This is a genomic window from Ruminococcus sp. 8Y-12 (assembly GCF_058119865.1).
Map to the genome: position 1 here is coordinate 1,347,109 of NZ_CM176623.1, position 21,364 is coordinate 1,368,472.

Consider the following 21,364-nt stretch of genomic DNA (forward strand, 5'->3'; position numbering starts at 1 on the left):
TGTATGCATGGTAGATAAATCACAGCTGTTCAAGGGGACTCTGGAGGGATGCATTCTCCAGATCATTGACTCTAAAGAGACCTATGGGTATGAGATTGCTGGAAAACTGGAGCAGAGCGGGCTGGGAGAGTTTAAGGAGGGGACGCTTTACCCACTGCTGCTGAGGCTGGAAAAGAAGGGATTGATCAAAGCAGCCTTTCGTCCCAGCGCATTAGGGCCTAAGAGAAAGTATTACCATCTCACGGAACAGGGAAAGGAGTATCTGGAGGAGTTTGTAGAATTGTGGCGGTGTATTGAGAGCAGTGTGAATTCCATATTGAAGGGGGAGGAACAGGTATGAACATCTTTTATAATGATCTAATGAAACTAAAAAACGAGAACAGGAAAAGACTGGAAATGATCAAAAATCCAAACCAGAGGACTATTCGGGATATCATGGTTTATATGCGCTATTCCGGAATCTGTCCTTTCCAGCTTGCAGTGGTACAGAAGGATCTTCTGGGAATGGCTGAGGAGGCTGCGAAGGACGGTGTCACGGTGGAGGAGAAGTTGGGGGTTCCTCTGAAGGAGTTTTGTGACTCCGTAATTCGAGATGCCAGAAGACAGACGCTGTGGGAACGTTTTTCCCATGTGATGATTTTTTTGTTTCCCACCATCTTACTCTTTTTTGGGTATGTTTTTGTACTTGAGGGTCGAAAAGCCCAGGAGGGTGTGCCGCTCATCCATTTCCTGATCATCCTCTTTGCAGCAGCCGTGAGTTTCATCTATGTGGTACTCAGGGCAAAGATTACCTTTTGTCAGAACAGGTTTATTAACTTTACAGTGTTATTTATCCCAACGCTTCTGGTTATCGGGGGATACCTGATGCCATTAGGGATTTTAAGAGATAGCGGGAGTATCAGGAACCTGGCAGCGGTTGTGGTGCCGGTCAGCTTTCAGACCGCCTTTGGGGTACTGATCTTTCTGTATCTGCTCCTGCTTTTGCAGGAATCTGTTCATTGGAACCGGATTTCCGGAAAATATGACTGGAGATAAGGGGGCGCATTGTCAAAGATATGGGGTTCCGGGAATTTCCGGGTAGCTGCCCATAGCAATCAAAAGCTCCAGACCTATCTGCCGGGCTTCCAATACAGCCTCTCTGGCAGAGCTGGCATCCCCGGAGAGGGCCAGGATTACTTCATTGGAATGGCTGGTTCCCCTGTCGGGTGTCATGTACCGGATGATCTTTACACCGGCCGCTTTCACTGCAGTGTCCGCCATTACCAGGCCGATGGCGGCGGGGGAACCGGCCATGAATCCAAAGGCCTGTCCCGGTTTTGCCCCAAAGGCTTTCTGCAGTACCTGCCCTGCGTTGGCGGAGTAGGCAAACTCCAGGTGTCCAGCCTGGCTGATGTACAGCTCTCCTGCGTATTTATTTGTGAGTTCCAGGGCAATCTGAACGGCCTGGCGCACATCCGAGACATTGTCCCCTCCCAGGACTACATAGTTCCCATGGCCGCCCCAGCCCTTTGTGTCCCGGGGTAGCTCGATGGAGAGAACTTCCGTGTTGGTGGCTTTCACCGCTTCATCGACGGCTGTGAGCTGTCCTGCCGCTCCGGTTCTGGAACTGAAAATCCCCAGGGAGTGATAGCGGGTGCCCAGACCCATCTGAGCCAGGAGCTCAGAGTCAATGCCCGCAATCACCAGCCCAATGGTGTCCAGGACCGCGGTGCCCACAAATTCTGTTCTTGTACAATTCATACTGATTGATCTAACGTCCATAAATTTCTCCTCTATGGCAGGTGCAAACAGGCATACCTATCCAATAATAAGCTTAGTATAAAGAAAAAAGTGCTTCATGTCAAACGTTACTGTTCACACGTTCACAGTAACGCTTGACAAACGTGATTTTTTCGACTAGAATGACCCTATTGACGAAAAGCGCGATGAAGAGGACCAGTACATATGTGACAATCCAAAGAGAGGGAATCGATGGTGAGAGATTTCTGTGCGGAGCATGTGGAACCTACCTTGGAGCACTGTATGAAAGTACAGCGTAATTCCGGCGTTAACGGAGAAAGAGCGGGCAGCGCAGGCTGCCAAACAGGGTGGTACCGCCGAAGAATGTTACCTCGGTCCCTTTGTGCGCAGAATGCGTGCAGGGAGACCGGGGGTTTTTGTTTTAAAGAGAAATACATCCTGAGAGACAAAAAACTTCCGGGGCCAAGTGTAATATGTTCCCCCTGCTTTATAAAAACCAAAGTACTGGAAAGGAGTAAAGAGATGGCAAAGGAAAAGAAATTGGTGGAAGCGATCACCTCCATGGAGGAGGATTTCGCACAGTGGTACACAGATGTGGTAAAGAAGGCAGAGCTGATTGACTACACCAGTGTGAAGGGTTGTATGGTGATTAAACCTGCGGGATATGCAATCTGGGAGAATATTCAGAATGAGCTGGACCGCAGGTTCAAGGAGACAGGGGTGGAAAATGTATACCTGCCGCTGTTCATTCCTGAGAGTCTGCTCCAGAAGGAGAAGGATCATGTGGAGGGATTTGCCCCGGAAGTGGCCTGGGTGACCCATGGCGGACTGGAGCCCCTTCAGGAGCGTTTGTGCGTGCGTCCCACCTCAGAGACTCTGTTCTGTGACTTCTACGCCAATGACGTCCACTCCTACCGGGATCTCCCCAAGGTGTACAATCAGTGGTGTTCAGTGGTGCGCTGGGAAAAGACCACGAGACCCTTCCTGCGCTCCAGGGAGTTCCTGTGGCAGGAGGGTCACACCGCCCACGCTACAGCCGAGGAGGCTGAGGAGAGAACCATTCAGATGCTGAATGTGTACGCCAGCTTCTGTGAGGATGTTCTGGCCATTCCTGTGATCAAGGGCCGCAAGACGGATAAGGAGAAGTTCGCAGGAGCGGAGGCCACCTATACGATAGAGTCTCTGATGCACGACGGAAAGGCGCTGCAGTCCGGAACCAGCCATAATTTTGGGGACGGATTCGCAAAAGCCTTTGGCATCCAGTTTGCGGACAAGGACAATCAGTTAAAATATGTTCATCAGACCTCCTGGGGAATGACAACCCGGATGATTGGAGCCATTATTATGGTACACGGGGATAACAGCGGACTAGTGCTTCCGCCCAGAATTGCGCCCACCCAGGTGGTGGTGATTCCCATCCAGCAGAAAAAAGAGGGCGTGCTTGAGAGGGCGGTCCAGGTGAAGGCAGCGCTGCAGGCAGCAGGCCTGCGTGTGAAGCTGGATGACTCGGACAAGAGCCCCGGATGGAAATTCTCCGAGCAGGAGATGAGAGGCTTTCCTGTGAGAATCGAGCTGGGGCCCAAGGACATTGAGGCCGGGCATGCAGTGATCGTGCGCAGGGATACCAGGGAGAAGATCGTTGCGCCTATAGAGGAGCTGGCAGAAAAGACCGCGCAGATACTGGAGGCCATCCAGACGGACATGCTGGAGAGGGCCAGAGCTCACAGGGATTCCCATACCTACACTGCCACTAACATGGAGGAGATGCGGGACATCGCTGAGAACAAGCCGGGCTTTATCAAAGCCATGTGGTGCGGATGCCAGGAGTGCGAGGATGCCTTAAAGGAGGAGATCGGCGTGACCTCCAGATGTATGCCCTTTGAGCAGGAGCATCTCTCGGGTACCTGCGTTCACTGTGGAAAGCCGGCAAAACAGATGGTATACTGGGGAAAGGCTTATTAATCAAATGGAGATAGACAAAACACTATACACAACAAGACCGGATCCGGAGGGAAGGCTTCCCAAGGAGATGGCGGTCTATGATCTCCTGGAAAAGCTGGACATCCCATTTGTGCGGGTGGACCATGAGGTGACACCGTCCATTGAGTCCTGCCATGATGTGGACAAATTGCTGGATATTGAGATTTGCAAAAACCTTTTTCTGTGCAACCGGCAAAAGACGGATTTTTACCTGTTATTGATGCCTGGACAAAAGCCTTTTAAGACAAAGGAGCTCTCAAAGCAGATCGGAAGTGCCAGGTTATCCTTTGCGGGCGAGGAGTATTTGGAGGAATTTATGGATCTCACCCCCGGATCAGTCACCGTCCTGGGCCTGATGAATGACAAAGACAAGAGAATCCGGCTGCTGATTGACCGGGAGGTGGCTGAGACAGAGTATCTGGGATGCCATCCCTGCATCAATACCTCCAGCCTGAAGCTGCGTACCAGAGATATTCTGGAAAAGTTTCTTCCATATATAGGACATGACTATACAGTGGTGGAGCTGCTGTGAACGTGTGAACAGTAACGTGGTGGAGCTTTGAGAAAGTGGCGGTACAAAAAATCATTGACAAAGAAAGGTTTAGGCGGTATCATAGGGCCAAGATTTTAGAAAAATCTATCTATAAAGAAGGAGGAAAAGAGAATATGAAGAAGTTCAAACAGATCGCTGCATTTGCATTAGCTGCATCCCTTGCAGTTGCATCCCTTGCCGGCTGCGGAAGTAAAGACGCGGCAAAGGAAGGGGCGGCATCCACGGAGGCTGCTGACGGAGAGGCAACGGCGAAGGGTGGTACCTTTAAGATCGGAGGCATTGGACCCACAACAGGAGGAGCTGCAGTTTACGGACAGGCAGTGGCAAATGCGATTGAGCTTGCGGCAAAGGAAATCAATGCAGCGGGTGGAATAAATGGTTATCAGGTGGAGACATCCTTCCAGGATGATGAGAGCGATGCGGAAAAATCCGTAAATGCTTACAATACATTAAAAGACTGGGGTATGCAGATGCTGGTAGGCACCGTTACCTCCGGACCCTGTATCGCAGTGGTGGAGAAGACACATGAGGACAATATGTTCCAGCTTACACCCTCAGGTTCTGCAGTGGAGAGTATTCAGTACGAAAATGCTTTCCGTGTCTGCTTTTCTGACCCGAACCAGGGAGCTGCTTCCGCAAAATATATTGGGGAAAACAAACTGGCTGCCAAAGTGGCTGTAATCTATGACAGCTCTGATGTGTACTCTTCCGGTATCTATGAGAAGTTTGCAGCAGAGGCCAAGAACCAGGGAATCGAGATCGTAGCTGCAGAGGCATTTACAGCTGACAACAAGACGGATTTCTCCGTACAGCTGCAGAAGGCAAAGGATGGCGGAGCGGAACTGGTATTTTTACCCATCTACTACAATGAGGCATCCTTGATCCTCAAACAGGCCAGCACCATGGGATTTACACCCCAGTTCTTCGGATGTGACGGACTGGACGGTATTCTGAACGTGGAGAACTTTGATACCTCCCTTGCGGAAGGCGTTATGCTTCTGACACCGTTTGCCGCAGACGCGGATGATGAGCTGACCAAAAACTTCGTCTCTGCATTTAAAGAGGCATACACAGACACACCAAACCAGTTTGCCGCAGACGCCTATGACGCAATGTACGCAATCAAAGCAGCTGGTGAGAAAGCTGGTATTACTCCGGAAATGAGCGTGTCCGAGATCTGCGAGGCAATGAAAACAGCCATGACGGAGATCACGGTTGAGGGACTGACCGGTAATATTGTCTGGACTGCAGATGGCGAGCCCAACAAAGATCCGAAGGCAGTGGTAATCACGGACGGTGTTTACAAGGCAATGTAATGAAAGTGAAACGGAAATAATCGGTGCTGCTCCAAAGATGAGTATTCATTTGCGGGGCAGCACTTTTTGCATGTAACTGTGAACAGTAACGTGAAAGTACCGATCAGTTACGAGTTTGAAATTCTTTATTGAACTACAGTAGAAAACTGTGCTATAATACAGTATTAAAATACGATAGAGGGGTTGCGGTATGAGTTTTATTTCTTATCTAATCAACGGTATCAGTCTTGGCAGTGTTTACGCGATCATTGCCCTGGGCTATACCATGGTGTACGGAATCGCCAAGATGCTGAATTTTGCACACGGCGATGTTATTATGGTGGGAGGTTATGTGGTTCTGACGATTGTGAGTACCATGGGAATGCCTCCGGCTGTGGGAATTATCGCGGCTGTGATTGTGTGTACGGTTCTGGGTGTGGTGATCGAGCGTGTGGCTTACAAGCCTCTGCGAAATGCTGCCTCCTCGCTGGCTGTGCTGATCACAGCAATCGGTGTCAGCTATCTGCTTCAGAATATCGCTCTGCTGATTTTTGGAGCTGACACGAAATCATTTAACTCCGTTGTGAGCGTCCCTGCTCTTGTACTGGCAGGCGGTCAGTTGACGATTTCCGGAGAGACGATCGTAACTATTTTGGCATGTATCGTTATTATGGTGGGACTCACCCTGTTCATCAAAAAGTCCAAGGCCGGACAGGCCATGCTGGCAGTATCTGAGGACAAGGGGGCTGCGCAGTTAATGGGTATCAATGTAAATGGGACCATTGCACTTACCTTTGCCATCGGTTCCGCCCTGGCGGCCATAGCCAGCGTGCTTTTATGTTCTGCCTATCCGTCCCTTACACCCTACACAGGGGCCATGCCGGGAATCAAGGCCTTTGTGGCTGCCGTATTCGGCGGTATCGGCTCTATCCCCGGAGCGCTGATTGGCGGTGTCCTTCTGGGCGTTATTGAAATACTGGGAAAAGCATACATTTCTTCGCAGATGGCGGACGCGATTGTGTTTGCAGTCCTCATTGTGGTTCTGCTGGTTAAGCCTACCGGCATTCTGGGCAAGCAGATTCAAGAGAAAGTGTAGGTGGGCAGGATGAAAAAGATGAAATTAAACAAGACAACAAGAAGCAATTTGATTACATATGGAATCGTGATTGCAGCTTTTGCAATCGTACAGATCTTTCTGACAGCCGGGAAGGTGTCCAGCCTGATGGAAGGACTCTTGGTTCCCCTTTGCGTTTACGTGATACTGGCCGTATCCTTAAACCTCACAGTTGGCATCCTGGGAGAACTCAGCCTGGGACATGCGGGCTTTATGTGTGTGGGCGCTTTTGCCAGCGCCTTTTTCTCCAAGTGTACGGCAGACGTTATCCTGGTGGCGGGCCTGAGATTTTTCCTGGCAATTCTGATTGGCGCAGCTGTGGCTGCCCTCTTTGGAATCCTCATCGGCATCCCGGTGCTGCGCCTGAAAGGAGATTACCTGGCAATTGTGACCCTGGCCTTTGGAGAGATTATCAAAAACCTGATCAATGTGTTTTTTATCGGAAAAGACAGCAATGGCTTCCACTTTTCCATGAAGGACGCAGCGTCCATGAATATGGAGGCGGACGGGGTAACCCTGGTCAACGGGCCTCAGGGGATCACAGGAACGCCCAATGACTCTACCTTCCTGGTGGGTATTATACTGGTGCTTATCACTCTGTTTATCGTGATCAATCTGGTACACTCCAGGGACGGCCGCGCAATCATGTCCATCCGTGACAACCGGATCGCAGCGGAGTCCATTGGCATCAACATCACCAAATACAAGCTTATGGCCTTTACCATTTCTGCATCTCTGGCCGGTGTGGCGGGCGTGCTCTATGCACACAACCTGGCTACTTTGGCGGCTCAGCCCAAGAACTTTGGATACAACATGTCCATCATGATTCTGGTCTTTGTGGTGCTGGGAGGTATTGGAAATATCCGCGGTTCTGTCATCGCAGCTGTGTTGCTCACCCTTCTGCCGGAACTTTTGAGGGGGCTCAATGATTACCGTATGCTGATCTATGCAGTGGTACTGATTGTGATGATGATTTTCAACTGGAGTCCGAGGGCTTTGGAATGGCGGGAACGCTACTCGCCAAAGCGCCTGCTGGCAAAAAAGAAAAAGACGAAGGGGGCTGAGTAATCATGGCGCTATTGGAAGTGAAAAACTTGGGAATATCCTTCGGCGGATTGCGGGCAGTGGACAGCTTTAATCTGAATATTGAGAAGGGACAGCTCTATGGTCTGATTGGGCCAAACGGGGCAGGAAAGACTACGGTATTCAATCTTCTGACAGGAGTTTATAAGCCCAATGAGGGGATCGTGACTCTGGATGGGAAGAATATTACCGGAAGAAAAACCATAGAGATAAATAAGGCGGGGATCGCCAGAACGTTTCAGAATATCCGGCTCTTTAAGGACCTGACGGTTCTGGACAATGTGAAGGCCGGACTTCACAACCATTTTCACTATTCTACCATTGAGGGAATCCTGCGCCTTCCCAGATTCCGGAAGGTAGAGCGGGCTATGGATGAGCGCGCAATGGAACTTTTAAAAGTGTTTGATCTGGACGGCCAGGCGGATTACCTGGCATCCAATCTTCCCTACGGCAAGCAGCGGAAGCTGGAAATTGCCAGAGCTCTGGCTACGGAACCTAAGCTGCTTCTGCTGGATGAGCCCGCAGCCGGTATGAACCCCAACGAAACCCAGGAGCTGATGAAGACCATACGGTTTGTGAGAGATGAGTTTGACATGACCATCCTGCTCATTGAGCATGACATGAAGCTGGTGGCCGGTATCTGCGAGGAGCTCACAGTGCTGAATTTTGGACAGGTACTGACTCAGGGCAAGACAGCGGATGTGCTGAATGACCAGCGGGTAATCACAGCATATCTTGGGGAATAGGAGGACAGACAAATGGCTATGCTTGAGATAAAGGACTTGAATGTTTACTATGGTATGATTCAGGCCATCAAAGGAATTTCCTTTCAGGTAAAGGAGGGGGAGGTCATCGCCCTGATCGGTGCAAACGGAGCGGGGAAGACCACCATTTTGCACGCGGTCACAGGACTGGTGCCGGCCAAGTCCGGCAGCATTGTCTTTGAGGGGACGGATATTACAAGGGTTCCGGCACACAAGATTGTGTCCATGGGAATGGCCCATGTCCCGGAGGGACGCCGGGTATTTGCACAGTTGAGTGTGTATCAGAACCTAAAGATGGGTGCATACACCAGAAAGGACAAGGAAGAAATCGAAAAGACACTGGAGATGGTGTACGAGCGTTTTCCAAGGCTTAAGGAGCGAAAAAGCCAGCTGGCGGGAACTTTAAGCGGCGGGGAGCAGCAGATGCTTGCAATGGGAAGAGCTCTGATGTCCCACCCCAAGATTATCCTCATGGATGAACCCTCCATGGGCTTGTCCCCCATCTTTGTGAATGAGATTTTTAACATTATACAGGAAGTAAGCGCTGGCGGAACTACAGTGCTTTTGGTGGAACAGAACGCAAAGAAGGCGCTCTCCATCGCGGACAGGGCCTATGTGCTGGAAACCGGAAGAATTACCCTGGAGGGAAAAGCCAGTGAGCTGATGAATGATGAGTCCGTGAAAAAGGCGTATCTGGGTGAATAAGGGAGGTTTTTGTATGGATAAGGTGATCATTACAATTGCAAGGCAGTACGGCAGCGGCGGAAAGACCGTGGGACAGATGCTGGCAAAGGATATGGGGATCAACTGCTACAGCAGAGAAATACTGCGGATGGCATCGGATGAAAGCGGTATCCGGGAGGAAATGTTTAACAAGGCTGACGAAAAACTCAGGACCACGCCGCTGTTCGGAGCATCCAAAAAGGTATATAGGGGGCAGCTGATTTCGCCCGAGAGTGACGGCTTTGTATCAGATGACAACCTGTTCAATTACCAGGCTAAGATTATCAAGGAGCTGGCCGAGAGGGAGCCCTGCGTGATTGTGGGAAGATGTGCGGACTTTGTTCTCAAGGACCGTGAGGATGTGGTGAGTGTATTTGTACATGCGCCCATGGACTACTGTATTGCCAGAGGTATGGAGCGCAACGACATGGATGAAAAAGAGATGGAAAAGTTCATCCAAAAGACAGACAAGTATAGGGGGGACTATTATCACTACTATACAGGTCATGTCTGGAATGATGCCAGAAACTATGACCTCTGCCTCAACAGTAGTAAACTGGGGTTTGACAAGTGTGTGGAGGCCATCAAAGGATACATAAACGTGCGGTTCGGCGGATAAGAGGAAGGGAGCGCTTCGGCGCTTCCTTTTGTTAGATTTGCCGTAACTGTTCAGTACCTTCACAGTTACATGCAAAAATCCATTTAAAATCACCTTTGGTGATGGGATTTTTGCACTCCTGAATCATTTACTCATGGTCTGCGCAGTAAATGCGCAGACCTGCTGAATAGAAACGATTTGCCACTTTTTTGATAAAGCTGTATACGAGGGAGGTTAAAAATGAAGAGAAGAGGATATGCGGTTACAGCAGCCATTATGCTGTGCTCAACGGTTTTAGCAGGGTGCAGGGGAAAGGTGACAGCCCAGAGCCTTCTACTAGGGGCAGCTTCTAAGACAGCGTCGGAGTCATCGTATGATGCCAACCTGGCACTGGATCTGGAGGCCTCGGGTACAGTCTCGGGTGTCAGTGTGGATATGGGATTTTATGTGGACATGGATATGGAAGCAACCCAGGAGCCCATTGCTTTGCATGCCCAGGGAAGTATGAGCATAGATATTTTAGGGCAGAACCAGGAAACAGGAATGGAAATGTATGTGGAGGAGGGGGATGGAAAGCTCTACAGCTACACCAGTGCAGGTGATGGGAAATGGACCAGAAATGTGGAGGAAAACTACATGGATCTGTCAACGCTCTACTCCGAGGAGCAGGTGAAGATGCTGGCAGACAGCCTGGAACTGAAAGAGGATACCACAGAAATCAATGACATTGAGTGCTATGAGGTGAGCGGAAAGCTTCAGGGCGATGGCCTAGAGGGGATTCTGAAAGGGGCTATGGGCAGTCTGGGAAACAGTGACCTTTTGGGAGAGATAGACCTGGAAGGGGCAGAGGTGCCGGTGGCATATTTTATTGGAAAAGAGAGTGGATACCCGGTAAAGATATCCATTGATATGCAGGACGTAATGGGCAGATCCCTGCAGACGGGCGATGATTCGGGGGCTGACTTGGAATGCAGGTCCTTTAAAATGGAGATGACCATGAACTCCTTTGGGACCGTGGATGCAATCCGCGTCCCAAAGGAGGTAAAGCAGGCCGCCGAATCTCAGTAGGAAGGCCAGGATCACGTCATGCGATAAAAGTTTTTGAGCTGTTTTTTCCGGTCGCGCTTCAGCCATATCAGGAATTTTTTGATTACTTCCTGTTCCTTTGCTGGCAGTTTAGGACTCAGCTTGTGCAGCCGCAGGAGAATTACGGAATCATCGTGGATACATCCCAGTGTATCCTGTATACTGCGGCAGGTATCCAGATATTGCAGATCCTTTTTGGTGAGTATATCCTGGAAGAATTCCAGAAGGAAACGGAGATCCTTGTATACCAGGCGGAGATGATGAAACACTGGCTCTGCGGCCTGCCTGCCGTGCAGCCACTGGTCGTAGAATTCGGCTTTGGATAAAAGCTGACGTTCACAGGAATGGCAGACTTGGGAGGGAGTCATGGGGAGCGCTATGCACCCTTTTTCCAGAGCGGGCCGCAGTATGGTGCAGTTTACCAAATTGGACAGCGCATCAATGTGGGTGTGATATTCCGGTGAGGCAAAATAGGAATTTATTTTCTGGACATATTCCTTCCTGGTGTCCGTCAGCCATTGGGAGAAGACGGGGAGATATTGCAGATCCATCTTGTTTTTAAACAGAAAGGTTTCGGTTTTTTCCTGAAGCACATCCAGATCCCTGGGCTTTCCAAGCACTTTCAGCCCCTGCCTCAGGCCGGGTACAATGGCGCTCACCGGCTCCTTCTCCAGGAGAGAGGAGAAAACGAGACAGAGGGAGAGCAGACGGCGGAAGGCCACCCGGATGTCATGGACTTCCTCCGCATTCAGTGTTTCCCTTGCAGGGGAATATGCCTGTATCACAGAGAGCTGCTTGGCGGCGTAGTTCTTTACCATGGATGAGAAATCCTTATGGACAGCGGGGGGAGACTGGCGGATTATACCTGCGATTATGCGGGCGATACGGCGGTTTTCCTTTCCGGGACAGAGTTGTTTGAGATATGGATGCAGCTCCTTTGGACAGGGTTCCAATTCCCGGGATAGGCAGAGGGCGGCGGCCAGGATCTGGTTTTGGCGCTGGGAGAGACCCTTTAGGGGGTGAGTCAGCAGGAATTCTCCGGACAGCCCTGCATATTCTGGCGGGAAGATATGGTCTCCCACACTCCGGAACAGACAGGCTTTGTAGGCCAGATTAGCGTAGGAGAGCGGAATGTTTTCCAGTGCGGCTATTTTTTGGAACTGTGCGGCTGCATGGAGGGCGGTTGTGCGTTCCATGCCAGGATCAATGCCGAGATGGCGGCAGAGAGATTTTGTTTTCCATAGGCGTATCCTGCGGTTTGGAACAGGCAGGTACAAGCGTTTGGTATAAGAGATGTCATTTGCATTTCTCATGAAAGGTTCCTCCTTTCCAGAAGTTGGTCAGCAGTCTTTAGATTTATTATACATGATGGAGGCAAAAAGGGATAGGGGAACCCCCGGATGATATATAGGTAAAACCTATATTTAATATCATATAATTCGAATTTCCAAATCTTAACTTTCATGGTACAATAAAGTCAATGAGAAAATAAGTTAAGAATTTAACAAAGTGGAAAGGATGGGTGCGGCGATGAAGGTATTGGTAATCGGGGGTGTGGCGGCCGGAACAAAGGTGGCAGCGAAATTAAAAAGGGAGGACCGAGGCTGCGAGGTGACGGTTCTCACAAAGGGGGAAGACATTTCCTACGCGGGCTGCGGGCTGCCCTATTATGTGGGGGACGTGATTCACGAGAAGGGACAGCTGATTGTGAACACACCGGAGAGCTTTGCAAAACTGACCGGGGCAGAGGTACTGACCGGGATGGAAGCGGTGGGGCTGAACCGGGAGGAAAAGACGGTGGAGGCGGTCAATGTCAGGACAGAGGAGCATACGGTCTGCAGCTATGATAAGCTGGTCATTGCTGTGGGTGCGTCGGCCCTGGTACCTCCGGTGGACGGGATTGGGCTAAAAGGTGTCTATGTCATGCGGACCCCACAGGATGCCATCACACTGCGTCAGGCAGTGGAGGACGGTCAGGTGAAGCGGGCAGTGGTTGCCGGCGGGGGATTCATCGGCCTGGAGGTTGCCGAAAATCTGCAGGCACAGGGCGTAAAGGTATCCGTCATTGATATGGCCAGTCATATCCTTCCGGGGTTTGACCCTGAGATTGCGGACTATGTGGAAAACCACCTGGCGGATGAGGGGATTAATCCCTTTACCGGAATGAAGCTGGAGGCTATTTTAGGCACAGAGCGGGTGGAAAAGGTAAAGACGGACAAACGGGCCATGAAGGCGGACACGGTGGTAATGGCGCTGGGAATCCGGCCCAACACGGGATTTCTAAAGGATACGGGTCTTGCCATGCTGCCAAATGGTACCCTTCCTGTGAATGAGCGTCTGCAGACAAATGATCCGGATATCTATGCAGTGGGTGACTGTGCCTGCGTGACCAACCGGATTACAGGGGAAGCACAGTGGTCGCCCATGGGTTCTTCCGCCAATATGGAGGGCCGAACTGCCGCCAGAGTAATCGCCGGGGAGGTGGCAGCCTATCCGGGAGTGCTGGGAACCGGGGTTGCAAAGCTGCCAAACCTGAATGTGGGACGTACAGGATTAAATGAGGAGGCTGCCAGGAAGGCCGGCTATGACGCGGTCAGCGTAATCACTGTGGTGGATGATAAGGCACATTATTATCCCCAAGCCTCGAATTTCATTGTGAAAATGACAGCGGACCGCAGGACGGAAAGACTTCTGGGAATTCAGGTCCTTGGAAAAGGGGCGGTGGATAAGATGGTGGACGTGGCGGCCACAGCCATTGCATTGAAAGCCGATCTGTCCGCCCTTGAAAACCTGGATCTGGCCTATGCGCCTCCATTTTCAACGGCGATCCACCCCTTTGTGCACACGGTAAATATACTGCGAAACAAGCTGAGGGGGGATCTGGAGACAGCCACACCCGCACAGCTGGCGGCCGGAGAGCTGGAGGGATACAGGCTCATCGACGCGTCTGCCGCGCCTGCAATCCAGGGAGCAGAATACCTGGATCTGGCCAAGGTAAACGGGGAGATGCCGGGATTTGACAAGGACGAGAAGCTGCTTTTGGTGTGCGCCAAAGGAAAAAGGGCATACATGCTGCAGAACAGGCTGAAGTATTACGGATATACCAACACCAGAGTGCTGGAAGGCGGCACTACCTTTAACCAAGTGGGAGCAGAAGACTAAGGATCGTACAAAAGGAGGATTATAGTATGGCAACATTGACCATCAGCCCGGAGAATGAAAAAAAGGTAAAGGCCCTGGGCTTTCTGAGCAATAAGGGGACAGACAACTTTTCGGCACGGGTGATCACTGTGAACGGAAAGATAAATGCGGAGCAGATGGCGTGCATCGCTCAGGCAGCAGAGAAGTTTGGCAATGGGATCGTTACCTTTACCACACGTCTGACGGTGGAGGTACAGGGCGTTCCATTTGACAAAATTGAGGAGTTCAGGACCTTTATTGCCCAGGCGGGGCTGGAGACAGGGGGAACCGGGTCCAAAGTGCGGCCGGTTGTATCCTGCAAGGGTACCACTTGCCAGTACGGGCTCATTGACACCTTCGGGGTGTCTGAGGAGATTCACGAAAGATTTTACAAAGGGTATGCAGGGGTAAAGCTTCCCCATAAGTTTAAGATCGCTGTGGGCGGATGTCCCAATAACTGTGTAAAGCCAGATCTGAATGATCTGGGCATTATCGGGCAGCTGATTCCCAATTATGATGAGGATGAGTGCAACGGGTGCAAAAAATGTACGGTGGAGGCTGTCTGCCCCATGAAGGCGGCAAAGGTATCGGACGGTGTCCTGGAAATCGACAAGGAACTGTGCAACAACTGCGGGCGCTGCGTGGGGAAATGCCGTTTTGACGCAATCGAGAGTGGTACCAATGGGTATAAAATTTACATTGGGGGACGCTGGGGCAAGAGCATTGCAAGGGGAAAAACCTTGTCCAAGGTCTTTACCACAAAGGAAGAAGCGCTTTCCGTCATTGAGAAGGTGATTCTGCTTTACAGGGAAAAGGGAAAGACGGGTGAGCGCTTTTCACAGACCATTGAGAGACTGGGATTTGAGGAAGTGGAGAAGGAACTGTACTCCGATGATATTCTGGAAAGAAAGCAGGACATTTTGGATGCCAAGCTGCACCTGACCGGAGGGGCCACCTGCTAAGGAGGGAAATGCCGTGACGATCCGCCACTTAAAAATCTTTATTGCTGTCGCCCAGGCAGGAAAAATGAATCTGGCAGCGGAGCGGCTGTTTCTCTCTCAGCCCACAGTGAGCCAGGCCATACGGGAATTGGAGGAGCACTATCATGTGCTCCTCTTTGAGCGGCTCTCCAAAAAGCTTTATATTACCGAGGCGGGGAAACAGCTGCTGGTCTATGCCCGGCAGACGGTGGAACAGTTTGATATTCTGGAAGAGAGAATGCTGGATGCCGACGGATTGGAACACCTGCGCATTGGGGTAACAATGACTGTGGGAAACTGCATCCTTCCGCCTTTGCTTAGCAGATTTGAGGAAACCTGTCCACTTACAGAAACCTACACCTGCGTGGACAATACCAGAGCGATTGAGGAACAGCTGCTGAATGCCCAGCTCCATGTGGGCATTGTAGAAGGAAATATCAAGAGCCCGGACCTGGTCAGCGTTCCGGTTGTGGAGGACATTCTTGTGTTGGCCTGTGCCGCAGATCATCCCTTTGCGGGGAGAAGGAGTCTGACATTAGGAGACCTGGAGGGCAGCCGGTTTGTCATGCGGGAAAGGGGGAGCGGGACGAGGGCTCTCTTTGAACTGTATTTGTCTGAGAAGGGATTGAGTGTGCAGACGAAGATCGAAGCCCACTGTATCAGTATGATACGAAATGCAATTCTGCAAAATGGGTGCCTGGCAGTGATTTCAGTCCGGCTTTTAGAACAGGAGATCCGCCAGGGGAGTGTGAAGGTCTTCTATAATAAAAGCGGGGCATGGGACAGAACCTTTAAGCTGGTATACCACAAGAATAAATACATCACCCTCTCCATGGAGAAGCTGGGGGAATTGCTCAAGGAATACGGCCGCCCTCAGATTCTGGACGAGGCATCAATCGGCACGCTGGAGGAGACGGAGAGTTCTATGGATTCCGGGAATTGGCAATGTGAATGTGCAGACCTACAGAATACTTGCTGAAAAAGAGCATATACTCAATAATAAAACTCAGGAAATGCTTTATGGCCAATGACCAAAAAATAGAGAACTTATTAAACCTGGCGCTGGATGCCAGTGACTCTGAGAGGGAACGCTCGCTGGTGCTGGATGTAGGATTTGACCCCAGAGACAGAAGATGGACGGTGATTGTAAAGTATACAGGGAACCTGGATGAACTCAGGACTGAGGAAATTCAAATCATTGAGCTTTACAATGAATATGCCATTGTCAATCTCCCCGAATCCCTGCTGGAGGCTTTTGCCGCGCAGCCGCAAATTGAATATATGGAGAAACCAAAGAGGCTGTTCTTCTCTGTGGATCAGGGAAGGGCAGCCTCCTGTATGAGTGCTCTGCAGAATGCTCAGTATAATCTCTTCGGTCAGGGAGTGATTGTTGCTGTGATTGATTCCGGCGTAGATTACCGCCATCCCGATTTCTGCAATCCGGATGGCAGTACCCGAATTCTGGAGATATGGGATCAGTCCGGTACCGGGGAACCGCCTGCGGACTATGGAGTGGGAACCGTATATACACAGGAGCAGATCAATGAAGCGCTGGTTGTGTCCAGGGATGAGGGATACCGAATCGTCCCTGTGCGTGATCTGAGCGGTCATGGAACCCAGGTGTTGGGGATCGCCGCGGGAAATGGGAGAGCGTCAGATGGCAGATACCGGGGCGTTGCATCTCAGAGTGATATCTTGGTGGTAAAACTGGGGATTGCCGAGGCGGAGGGGTTTCCACGCACAACGGAGCTGATGCTGGCAGTAGACTTTGTGGTCAGAAGGGCAGTGTTCTATCAGAAGCCTGTGGCTATCAATTTAAGCTTCGGAACGGTTTACGGAGGCCATGACGGGACAGCGCTTTTGGAGACTTATCTGGATGACATGGCAAACCTGTGGCGCAGCGTGATTGTTGTGGGGACCGGGAATGAAGGAGCTGCGGCGGGGCATACTGCAGGGGTTCTGAGGGAAAATGCGGTGACGGAGGTGGAGCTGGGAATTGCCGTGCAGGAGCCAACAGTCAACCTCCAGCTGTGGAAATCCTATGTGGACCAGTTTGACGTGGTTTTGATCGACCCGTCCGGACGGGAACTGGGGCCTCTGCAGGAGCTCTTAGGAGCTCAGCGTTTTCTCACACCCGGCACTGAGCTGCTGGTCTACTATGGAGAACCAAACCCCTACAGCCCTTCCCAGGAGATTTACATTGACTTTTTACCCCGGGGGGATTACATTGACAGCGGGATTTGGAGAATAAGAATGATTCCCAGAAGAATTGTGGATGGAAGATTTAATATGTGGCTTCCCTCCGCAGCAGTGCTGAATACCGGAACCAGATTCTACAGGCCGTCTGCAAAGACAACCCTGACCATTCCATCCACTGCCAGAAAGGTGGTTTCTGTGGGGGCTTATGACTCCAGAACCATGACCTATGCGCCCTTCTCCGGCAGGGGATTTGACCGGTTGGATGAACAGGTGAAACCCGATATTGTTGCACCAGGAGTGGGAATCAACACAACGGCAGTGGGGGGAGGCTACACGGTGGTGAGCGGTACCTCCTTTGCCACTCCTTTTGTAACCGGTGCAGCAGCGATGATGATGCAGTGGGGAATTACGGAGGGAAATGATCCCTATCTCTATGGGGAGAAGGTGAAGGCATATCTGAGGCGGGGGGCCAGACAGCTGAATGTGGAGAATGTTTATCCCAACCCCACACTGGGGTATGGGGCTTTGTGCGTGAGGGATAGCCTGCCGGTGTAGATGAAATATGGTAAGATGTAAATTGACGACTTGTGACCGCCATGTTATACTTACCTCACAGACAGCCAATAGAATCTGCATCCCCGGAGATAAATGCCGGGGATGTTGTCTTATAATACAGACCAAAAAGCTCTTTGAGACAGAGGATATAAAATGGATGGGATAAATACAGAACGAAGAAAAAACAGTATAATTAAAAGCGCATGTTTCCTGCTGGCATTTATATGCCTTTATATTTTTTCAATGAATGTCCAGGCTGCAAAAAATGAGGAAGGTGTAAGAAAAATCAGGGTGGCCTTTCCTTCTCAAAAGGGATTTACTTATGTGGAGCAAAATGGGAGTTACTCAGGATACACTTATGAGTATTTGCAGGAGATAGCCCAGTATGCGGGATGGGAATATGAGTTTGTACAGATGGACGGAGATACAAATGAAGTTTTAGTAACCATGCTGCAAATGCTTGAGGAGGGTGAACTGGATCTGATCGGAGCAATGAACCGTTCAGAGGAGTTGGAACAAATTTATGATTACCCCAGCTACAGCTATGGTTCAGTTAATTATGTCCTGTGTACGCTGAACAGCAATACAAACATCACCACAAACAGCCTGGCAGCCAAGAAGAAGGTTCGGGTTGCAGTGTTAAAGACTGCGGAGAAGAGAAATAAGGAGTTGAAAAATTACTTCCTGGCTAATGATATCAAGGCTGAGTATGTGGAGTGTGAATCCATACAGGATCAGATACAGGCTCTGAGGACAGAAAAAGCGGATGTTATGACCGAGACGGATACCAATCTGGATGAAGAGTTTCGCATTGTAGCGAAATTTGCAAGCGTACCCTTTTATTTTGCTACCACCAAGGGAAATGCAGAGATTGTGAATAAACTCAATTCCGCAATCATTAGGATTTCTGAAGTGGATCCGTACTTTTCTACGGATCTCCATGAAAAGTATTTTACGGATACCAGTAGGAAGCTGGTACTGTCTGAGGAGGAGAAACAGTATATTGCAGAAGCGGGAAATCTTACGGTTGGAATACTCACCGGAAAACCGCCTATTCAATATGCGGACCCGGAGACAGAGAGGATGAGAGGGATTTCCATCTCTGTTCTGGATTTTGTATCTGAGAAGACGGGCCTTGCCTTTGAGTATAAGAGGTTCGACACTATAGATGAACTCAATCAGGCGCAGAAAGATGGGGAGATACAGATCATCGCAGGGGTCCAGTACGATTATGAGACAGCGCAGCAGAACAACCTGGCCTTGACCAGGCCATATCTCAGTTCACAGATGATGAAAGCGGTGCATAAAAAGTTTGGAGATACGGAATTGATAGGTCAAAAGCTGGCTCTGAGCATGGAAGCTGACCACAGCGGACAGTACGAGGGAGAGGTGGTGCGTTATGAGACAGTGGAGGATTGTGTACAAGCAGTAAAATCCGGGGAAGCTGGTTATACTTACCTCAATGGGTATACCAGCCAGTATCTGGCTTCACAGGGAGTAATGTCTGATCTGCTCCTGATTCCCCAGACAGGATGGAACAGCAGGATCTGCCTGGCAGTGGACAAACCGGCAGATATTAACCTGATATCCATTATTGACAAGACCGTGTACAGTATCTCTGAATCTGAGATGCAGTCTATCATTTATGCAAACATTGTCTCAGTTCCCCAGAACATTACTCTTTGGAGACTGATAAAAGAAAATGCCGCGGCGTCCATTCTTGCTATTGTCTCTGTGGCAGTGCTGATCATAGGCGGGTTGGCAATGGCTGTATGGTCAAAGCAGAAGTACAGCAAGCGGATTGCATTTGAAAATGCCAGGTATGAGCAGTTGTCGGAGCTGTCCAATGAGTTTTTCTATGAGTACGACAATCAGAAGGACTGTCTGCTGCTCACTGAGAAGATGGCGGATTATTTTGGGTCTAAGACTAAGATTGAGAACTTTGTGAAGGGACTCAGCGCTGAAGGGAGATCGGAAGAAAGGTTGGGTATAGATTTCATACAGATTATGAGAGGGGATTTTGAGGGAACGAGAGATCTGTGTGCGGTTATGCCTGATGGAGGAAGAAGATGGCTGAGAGTGACTGTGAAACAGATTCGGGATAAGAATGGACTTATGCTGAGAATAATTGGAAAGGTACAGGATATTGATGAGGAGCGCCGGGAAAAGGAGCTGTTAGTCATGCGGGCACAGAAGGACAGTCTCACAAATGTGTACAATGCTGCAACGGTCAGGAGCCTTGTGGGGCAGTTTTTAAGGAAGGGAGAGCTGGGAACATTTTTTATTATGGATGTGGATTACTTTAAGAATATCAATGACCAGTATGGACATTTGACCGGGGACCATGTGCTGACTCAGATGGGAGAACTGCTGAAAGGGCAGTTCCGCTCCAGTGATGTGGTAGGGCGCCTGGGTGGGGATGAGTTTGTTGTGTTTATGAGAGGGGATATGCAGAAGTGGGAAATTGCGCAAAAATGTGAGAGTATGCTCCAAAATGCAGCAGACATCGCTTTCGATGGAAAAAAAACGGAGGTCACTCTAAGCATTGGAGCTGCCACAGCCGGATACGAGGAAAATTATAATGATCTTTACAGAAGGGCGGATAGGATGCTCTACAAGGTGAAGAAATCCGGAAGGAATGGATATAGAATTGATTTGGGAAAGGAGAAGGAGTATGAATCCGATTTATGAAAAACTGAATAGGTGCTGCGAAAGTGTGAGGTCTAGGATTGATTTTCAGCCAAAGGCAGCGCTGGTTTTGGGCTCTGGTCTTGGTGACTATGGCGACAGTATTCAGGTAGAGGCAGTGCTGGATTACCATGAGATAGAGGGATTTCCGGTGTCCACTGTGCCTGGACATAAAGGCAGATTTTTATTCGGCTATGTTCGAAAAGTACCTGTGGTGATTATGCAGGGACGGGTGCACTATTATGAGGGATACTCTATGCAGGATGTGGTGCTTCCCATCCGCCTGATGAGGCTTTTAGGGGCAGAGTATCTGATGCTGACCAATGCCGCTGGGGGCTTGAATCCGGAATTTGCCCCAGGGGATTTTATGATGATCACGGACCAGATTTCCAACTTTGTTCCATCACCTCTCATTGGTCCGAACTTAGATAAATTTGGGCCCAGGTTCTGCGATATGAGCCAGATTTATGACAGGGACTTACAGCAGGCTCTGCGGACAGCTGCCGCAGGACTTAAAATCGCCATGAAGGAGGGCGTGTATGTGCAGCTCACGGGCCCCAATTTTGAGACACCACACGAGGTTAAGATGTGCAGGATACTGGGCGGCGATGCTGTAGGAATGAGTACGGCCTGCGAGGCTCTGGCAGCGAATCACATGGGGATGAGGATATGCGGCATATCCTGCATTTCCAATCTGGGATGCGGTATGACGGACAAACCGCTGAGCCATGAGGAGGTACAGGAGATGGCGGACCGTGTGGCTCCTCAGTTTAGAGAACTGGTAACGGAGTCTATCGTACAGATTTCTCGGCTGGGAGAGTAAGGA

19 protein-coding genes and 1 other annotated feature are annotated in these 21,364 nt (G+C 50.2%); of the genes, 17 read left to right on the forward strand and 2 right to left on the reverse strand.

From position 1 onward, the window contains the following. Window positions 1–7: 7 nt before the first annotated feature. Entirely contained in the window at window positions 8–340 is a 333-nt protein-coding gene (locus tag AC0THY_RS04920; RefSeq protein ID WP_489993344.1) for a PadR family transcriptional regulator, read from the forward strand. After that, on the forward strand, window positions 337–1,035 hold the full coding sequence (locus tag AC0THY_RS04925; protein WP_489993345.1) for a hypothetical protein: 699 nt from the start codon (window positions 337–339) through the stop codon (window positions 1,033–1,035). The genes AC0THY_RS04920 and AC0THY_RS04925 overlap by 4 nt, the downstream gene beginning before the upstream one ends. A gap of 12 nt (window positions 1,036–1,047) precedes the next feature. Here the strand turns inward: AC0THY_RS04925 and pduB are convergent, their stop codons facing one another. Next, window positions 1,048–1,761, reverse strand: coding sequence for a microcompartment protein PduB (gene pduB, locus AC0THY_RS04930; RefSeq protein ID WP_489993346.1), 714 nt, complete (start codon window positions 1,759–1,761; stop codon window positions 1,048–1,050). 155 nt (window positions 1,762–1,916) lie between these two features. Continuing rightward, window positions 1,917–2,123, forward strand: a binding site (T-box leader). Window positions 2,124–2,262: 139 nt separating this feature from the next. On the opposite strand from pduB, the gene proS reads away from it, so the two are divergent. The 9 genes from proS (at window position 2,263) to AC0THY_RS04975 (ending at window position 10,918) form a co-directional block, all read left to right on the forward strand. Next, window positions 2,263–3,702, forward strand: a complete 1,440-nt coding sequence (gene proS / locus AC0THY_RS04935; protein WP_489993347.1) for a proline--tRNA ligase — start codon at window positions 2,263–2,265, stop codon at window positions 3,700–3,702. Between the two features lie 4 nt (window positions 3,703–3,706). Continuing rightward, window positions 3,707–4,252: a prolyl-tRNA synthetase associated domain-containing protein gene (locus AC0THY_RS04940; RefSeq protein ID WP_489993348.1), complete on the forward strand. Its 546-nt coding sequence runs from the start codon at window positions 3,707–3,709 to the stop codon at window positions 4,250–4,252. A 134-nt stretch (window positions 4,253–4,386) separates the two neighbouring features. Further along, a complete protein-coding gene (locus tag AC0THY_RS04945; RefSeq protein WP_489993349.1) occupies window positions 4,387–5,589 on the forward strand; it encodes an ABC transporter substrate-binding protein in 1,203 nt (400 codons plus the stop codon). A 190-nt stretch (window positions 5,590–5,779) separates the two neighbouring features. Beyond that, window positions 5,780–6,664: a branched-chain amino acid ABC transporter permease gene (locus AC0THY_RS04950; protein ID WP_489993350.1), complete on the forward strand. Its 885-nt coding sequence runs from the start codon at window positions 5,780–5,782 to the stop codon at window positions 6,662–6,664. 9 nt (window positions 6,665–6,673) lie between these two features. Then, entirely contained in the window at window positions 6,674–7,750 is a 1,077-nt protein-coding gene (locus AC0THY_RS04955; protein WP_489993351.1) for a branched-chain amino acid ABC transporter permease, read from the forward strand. Between the two features lie 2 nt (window positions 7,751–7,752). Further along, window positions 7,753–8,511, forward strand: a complete 759-nt coding sequence (locus AC0THY_RS04960; protein ID WP_489993352.1) for an ABC transporter ATP-binding protein — start codon at window positions 7,753–7,755, stop codon at window positions 8,509–8,511. A gap of 12 nt (window positions 8,512–8,523) precedes the next feature. Continuing rightward, the gene (locus tag AC0THY_RS04965) at window positions 8,524–9,234 is read left to right on the forward strand and encodes an ABC transporter ATP-binding protein (RefSeq protein ID WP_489993353.1); all 711 of its coding nucleotides are present in this window, start codon (window positions 8,524–8,526) and stop codon (window positions 9,232–9,234) included. Between the two features lie 13 nt (window positions 9,235–9,247). Next, window positions 9,248–9,871: a cytidylate kinase-like family protein gene (locus AC0THY_RS04970; protein WP_489993354.1), complete on the forward strand. Its 624-nt coding sequence runs from the start codon at window positions 9,248–9,250 to the stop codon at window positions 9,869–9,871. A gap of 219 nt (window positions 9,872–10,090) precedes the next feature. Further along, window positions 10,091–10,918, forward strand: a complete 828-nt coding sequence (locus tag AC0THY_RS04975; protein WP_489993355.1) for a DUF6612 family protein — start codon at window positions 10,091–10,093, stop codon at window positions 10,916–10,918. 11 nt (window positions 10,919–10,929) lie between these two features. Here AC0THY_RS04975 and AC0THY_RS04980 read toward each other — a convergent pair whose 3' ends face one another. Beyond that, window positions 10,930–12,249 carry a CHAD domain-containing protein gene (locus AC0THY_RS04980; protein WP_489993356.1) on the reverse strand — a complete coding sequence of 440 codons (1,320 nt, stop codon included), beginning with the start codon at window positions 12,247–12,249 and terminating at the stop codon, window positions 10,930–10,932. A 217-nt stretch (window positions 12,250–12,466) separates the two neighbouring features. Here AC0THY_RS04980 and AC0THY_RS04985 point away from each other — a divergent pair, with 217 nt between their 5' ends. The 6 genes from AC0THY_RS04985 (at window position 12,467) to AC0THY_RS05010 (ending at window position 21,361) form a co-directional block, all read left to right on the forward strand. After that, window positions 12,467–14,098, forward strand: a complete 1,632-nt coding sequence (locus AC0THY_RS04985; RefSeq protein ID WP_489993357.1) for an FAD-dependent oxidoreductase — start codon at window positions 12,467–12,469, stop codon at window positions 14,096–14,098. 26 nt (window positions 14,099–14,124) lie between these two features. Beyond that, the gene (locus AC0THY_RS04990) at window positions 14,125–15,078 is read left to right on the forward strand and encodes a 4Fe-4S binding protein (RefSeq protein WP_489993358.1); all 954 of its coding nucleotides are present in this window, start codon (window positions 14,125–14,127) and stop codon (window positions 15,076–15,078) included. 13 nt (window positions 15,079–15,091) lie between these two features. After that, window positions 15,092–16,075 carry a LysR family transcriptional regulator gene (locus AC0THY_RS04995; protein WP_489993359.1) on the forward strand — a complete coding sequence of 328 codons (984 nt, stop codon included), beginning with the start codon at window positions 15,092–15,094 and terminating at the stop codon, window positions 16,073–16,075. Window positions 16,076–16,116: 41 nt separating this feature from the next. Further along, window positions 16,117–17,850, forward strand: a complete 1,734-nt coding sequence (locus tag AC0THY_RS05000; RefSeq protein ID WP_489993360.1) for a S8 family peptidase — start codon at window positions 16,117–16,119, stop codon at window positions 17,848–17,850. Between the two features lie 153 nt (window positions 17,851–18,003). Then, window positions 18,004–20,541 carry a transporter substrate-binding domain-containing diguanylate cyclase gene (locus AC0THY_RS05005; protein ID WP_489993361.1) on the forward strand — a complete coding sequence of 846 codons (2,538 nt, stop codon included), beginning with the start codon at window positions 18,004–18,006 and terminating at the stop codon, window positions 20,539–20,541. Then, complete coding sequence (locus AC0THY_RS05010; protein ID WP_489993362.1) at window positions 20,525–21,361, forward strand: purine-nucleoside phosphorylase; 837 nt, start codon at window positions 20,525–20,527, stop codon at window positions 21,359–21,361. The genes AC0THY_RS05005 and AC0THY_RS05010 overlap by 17 nt, the downstream gene beginning before the upstream one ends. Window positions 21,362–21,364 lie beyond the last annotated feature (3 nt).

What these genes read in the sequence shown, in the direction of transcription:
- AC0THY_RS04920 (WP_489993344.1), top strand. Translation starts at nt 8, where the DNA reads ATGGTAGATAAATCACAGCTGTTCAAGGGGACTCTGGAGGGATGCATT.
- AC0THY_RS04990 (WP_489993358.1), top strand. Translation starts at nt 14,125, where the DNA reads ATGGCAACATTGACCATCAGCCCGGAGAATGAAAAAAAGGTAAAGGCC.
- AC0THY_RS05010 (WP_489993362.1), top strand. Translation starts at nt 20,525, where the DNA reads ATGAATCCGATTTATGAAAAACTGAATAGGTGCTGCGAAAGTGTGAGG.
- AC0THY_RS04985 (WP_489993357.1), top strand. Translation starts at nt 12,467, where the DNA reads ATGAAGGTATTGGTAATCGGGGGTGTGGCGGCCGGAACAAAGGTGGCA.
- AC0THY_RS05005 (WP_489993361.1), top strand. Translation starts at nt 18,004, where the DNA reads ATGGATGGGATAAATACAGAACGAAGAAAAAACAGTATAATTAAAAGC.
- AC0THY_RS04970 (WP_489993354.1), top strand. Translation starts at nt 9,248, where the DNA reads ATGGATAAGGTGATCATTACAATTGCAAGGCAGTACGGCAGCGGCGGA.
- AC0THY_RS04940 (WP_489993348.1), top strand. Translation starts at nt 3,707, where the DNA reads ATGGAGATAGACAAAACACTATACACAACAAGACCGGATCCGGAGGGA.
- AC0THY_RS04925 (WP_489993345.1), top strand. Translation starts at nt 337, where the DNA reads ATGAACATCTTTTATAATGATCTAATGAAACTAAAAAACGAGAACAGG.
- AC0THY_RS04950 (WP_489993350.1), top strand. Translation starts at nt 5,780, where the DNA reads ATGAGTTTTATTTCTTATCTAATCAACGGTATCAGTCTTGGCAGTGTT.
- AC0THY_RS04975 (WP_489993355.1), top strand. Translation starts at nt 10,091, where the DNA reads ATGAAGAGAAGAGGATATGCGGTTACAGCAGCCATTATGCTGTGCTCA.
- AC0THY_RS04955 (WP_489993351.1), top strand. Translation starts at nt 6,674, where the DNA reads ATGAAAAAGATGAAATTAAACAAGACAACAAGAAGCAATTTGATTACA.
- proS (WP_489993347.1), top strand. Translation starts at nt 2,263, where the DNA reads ATGGCAAAGGAAAAGAAATTGGTGGAAGCGATCACCTCCATGGAGGAG.
- AC0THY_RS04945 (WP_489993349.1), top strand. Translation starts at nt 4,387, where the DNA reads ATGAAGAAGTTCAAACAGATCGCTGCATTTGCATTAGCTGCATCCCTT.
- AC0THY_RS04965 (WP_489993353.1), top strand. Translation starts at nt 8,524, where the DNA reads ATGGCTATGCTTGAGATAAAGGACTTGAATGTTTACTATGGTATGATT.
- AC0THY_RS04960 (WP_489993352.1), top strand. Translation starts at nt 7,753, where the DNA reads ATGGCGCTATTGGAAGTGAAAAACTTGGGAATATCCTTCGGCGGATTG.
- AC0THY_RS05000 (WP_489993360.1), top strand. Translation starts at nt 16,117, where the DNA reads ATGGCCAATGACCAAAAAATAGAGAACTTATTAAACCTGGCGCTGGAT.
- AC0THY_RS04980 (WP_489993356.1), bottom strand. Translation starts at nt 12,249, where the DNA reads ATGAGAAATGCAAATGACATCTCTTATACCAAACGCTTGTACCTGCCT.
- pduB (WP_489993346.1), bottom strand. Translation starts at nt 1,761, where the DNA reads ATGGACGTTAGATCAATCAGTATGAATTGTACAAGAACAGAATTTGTG.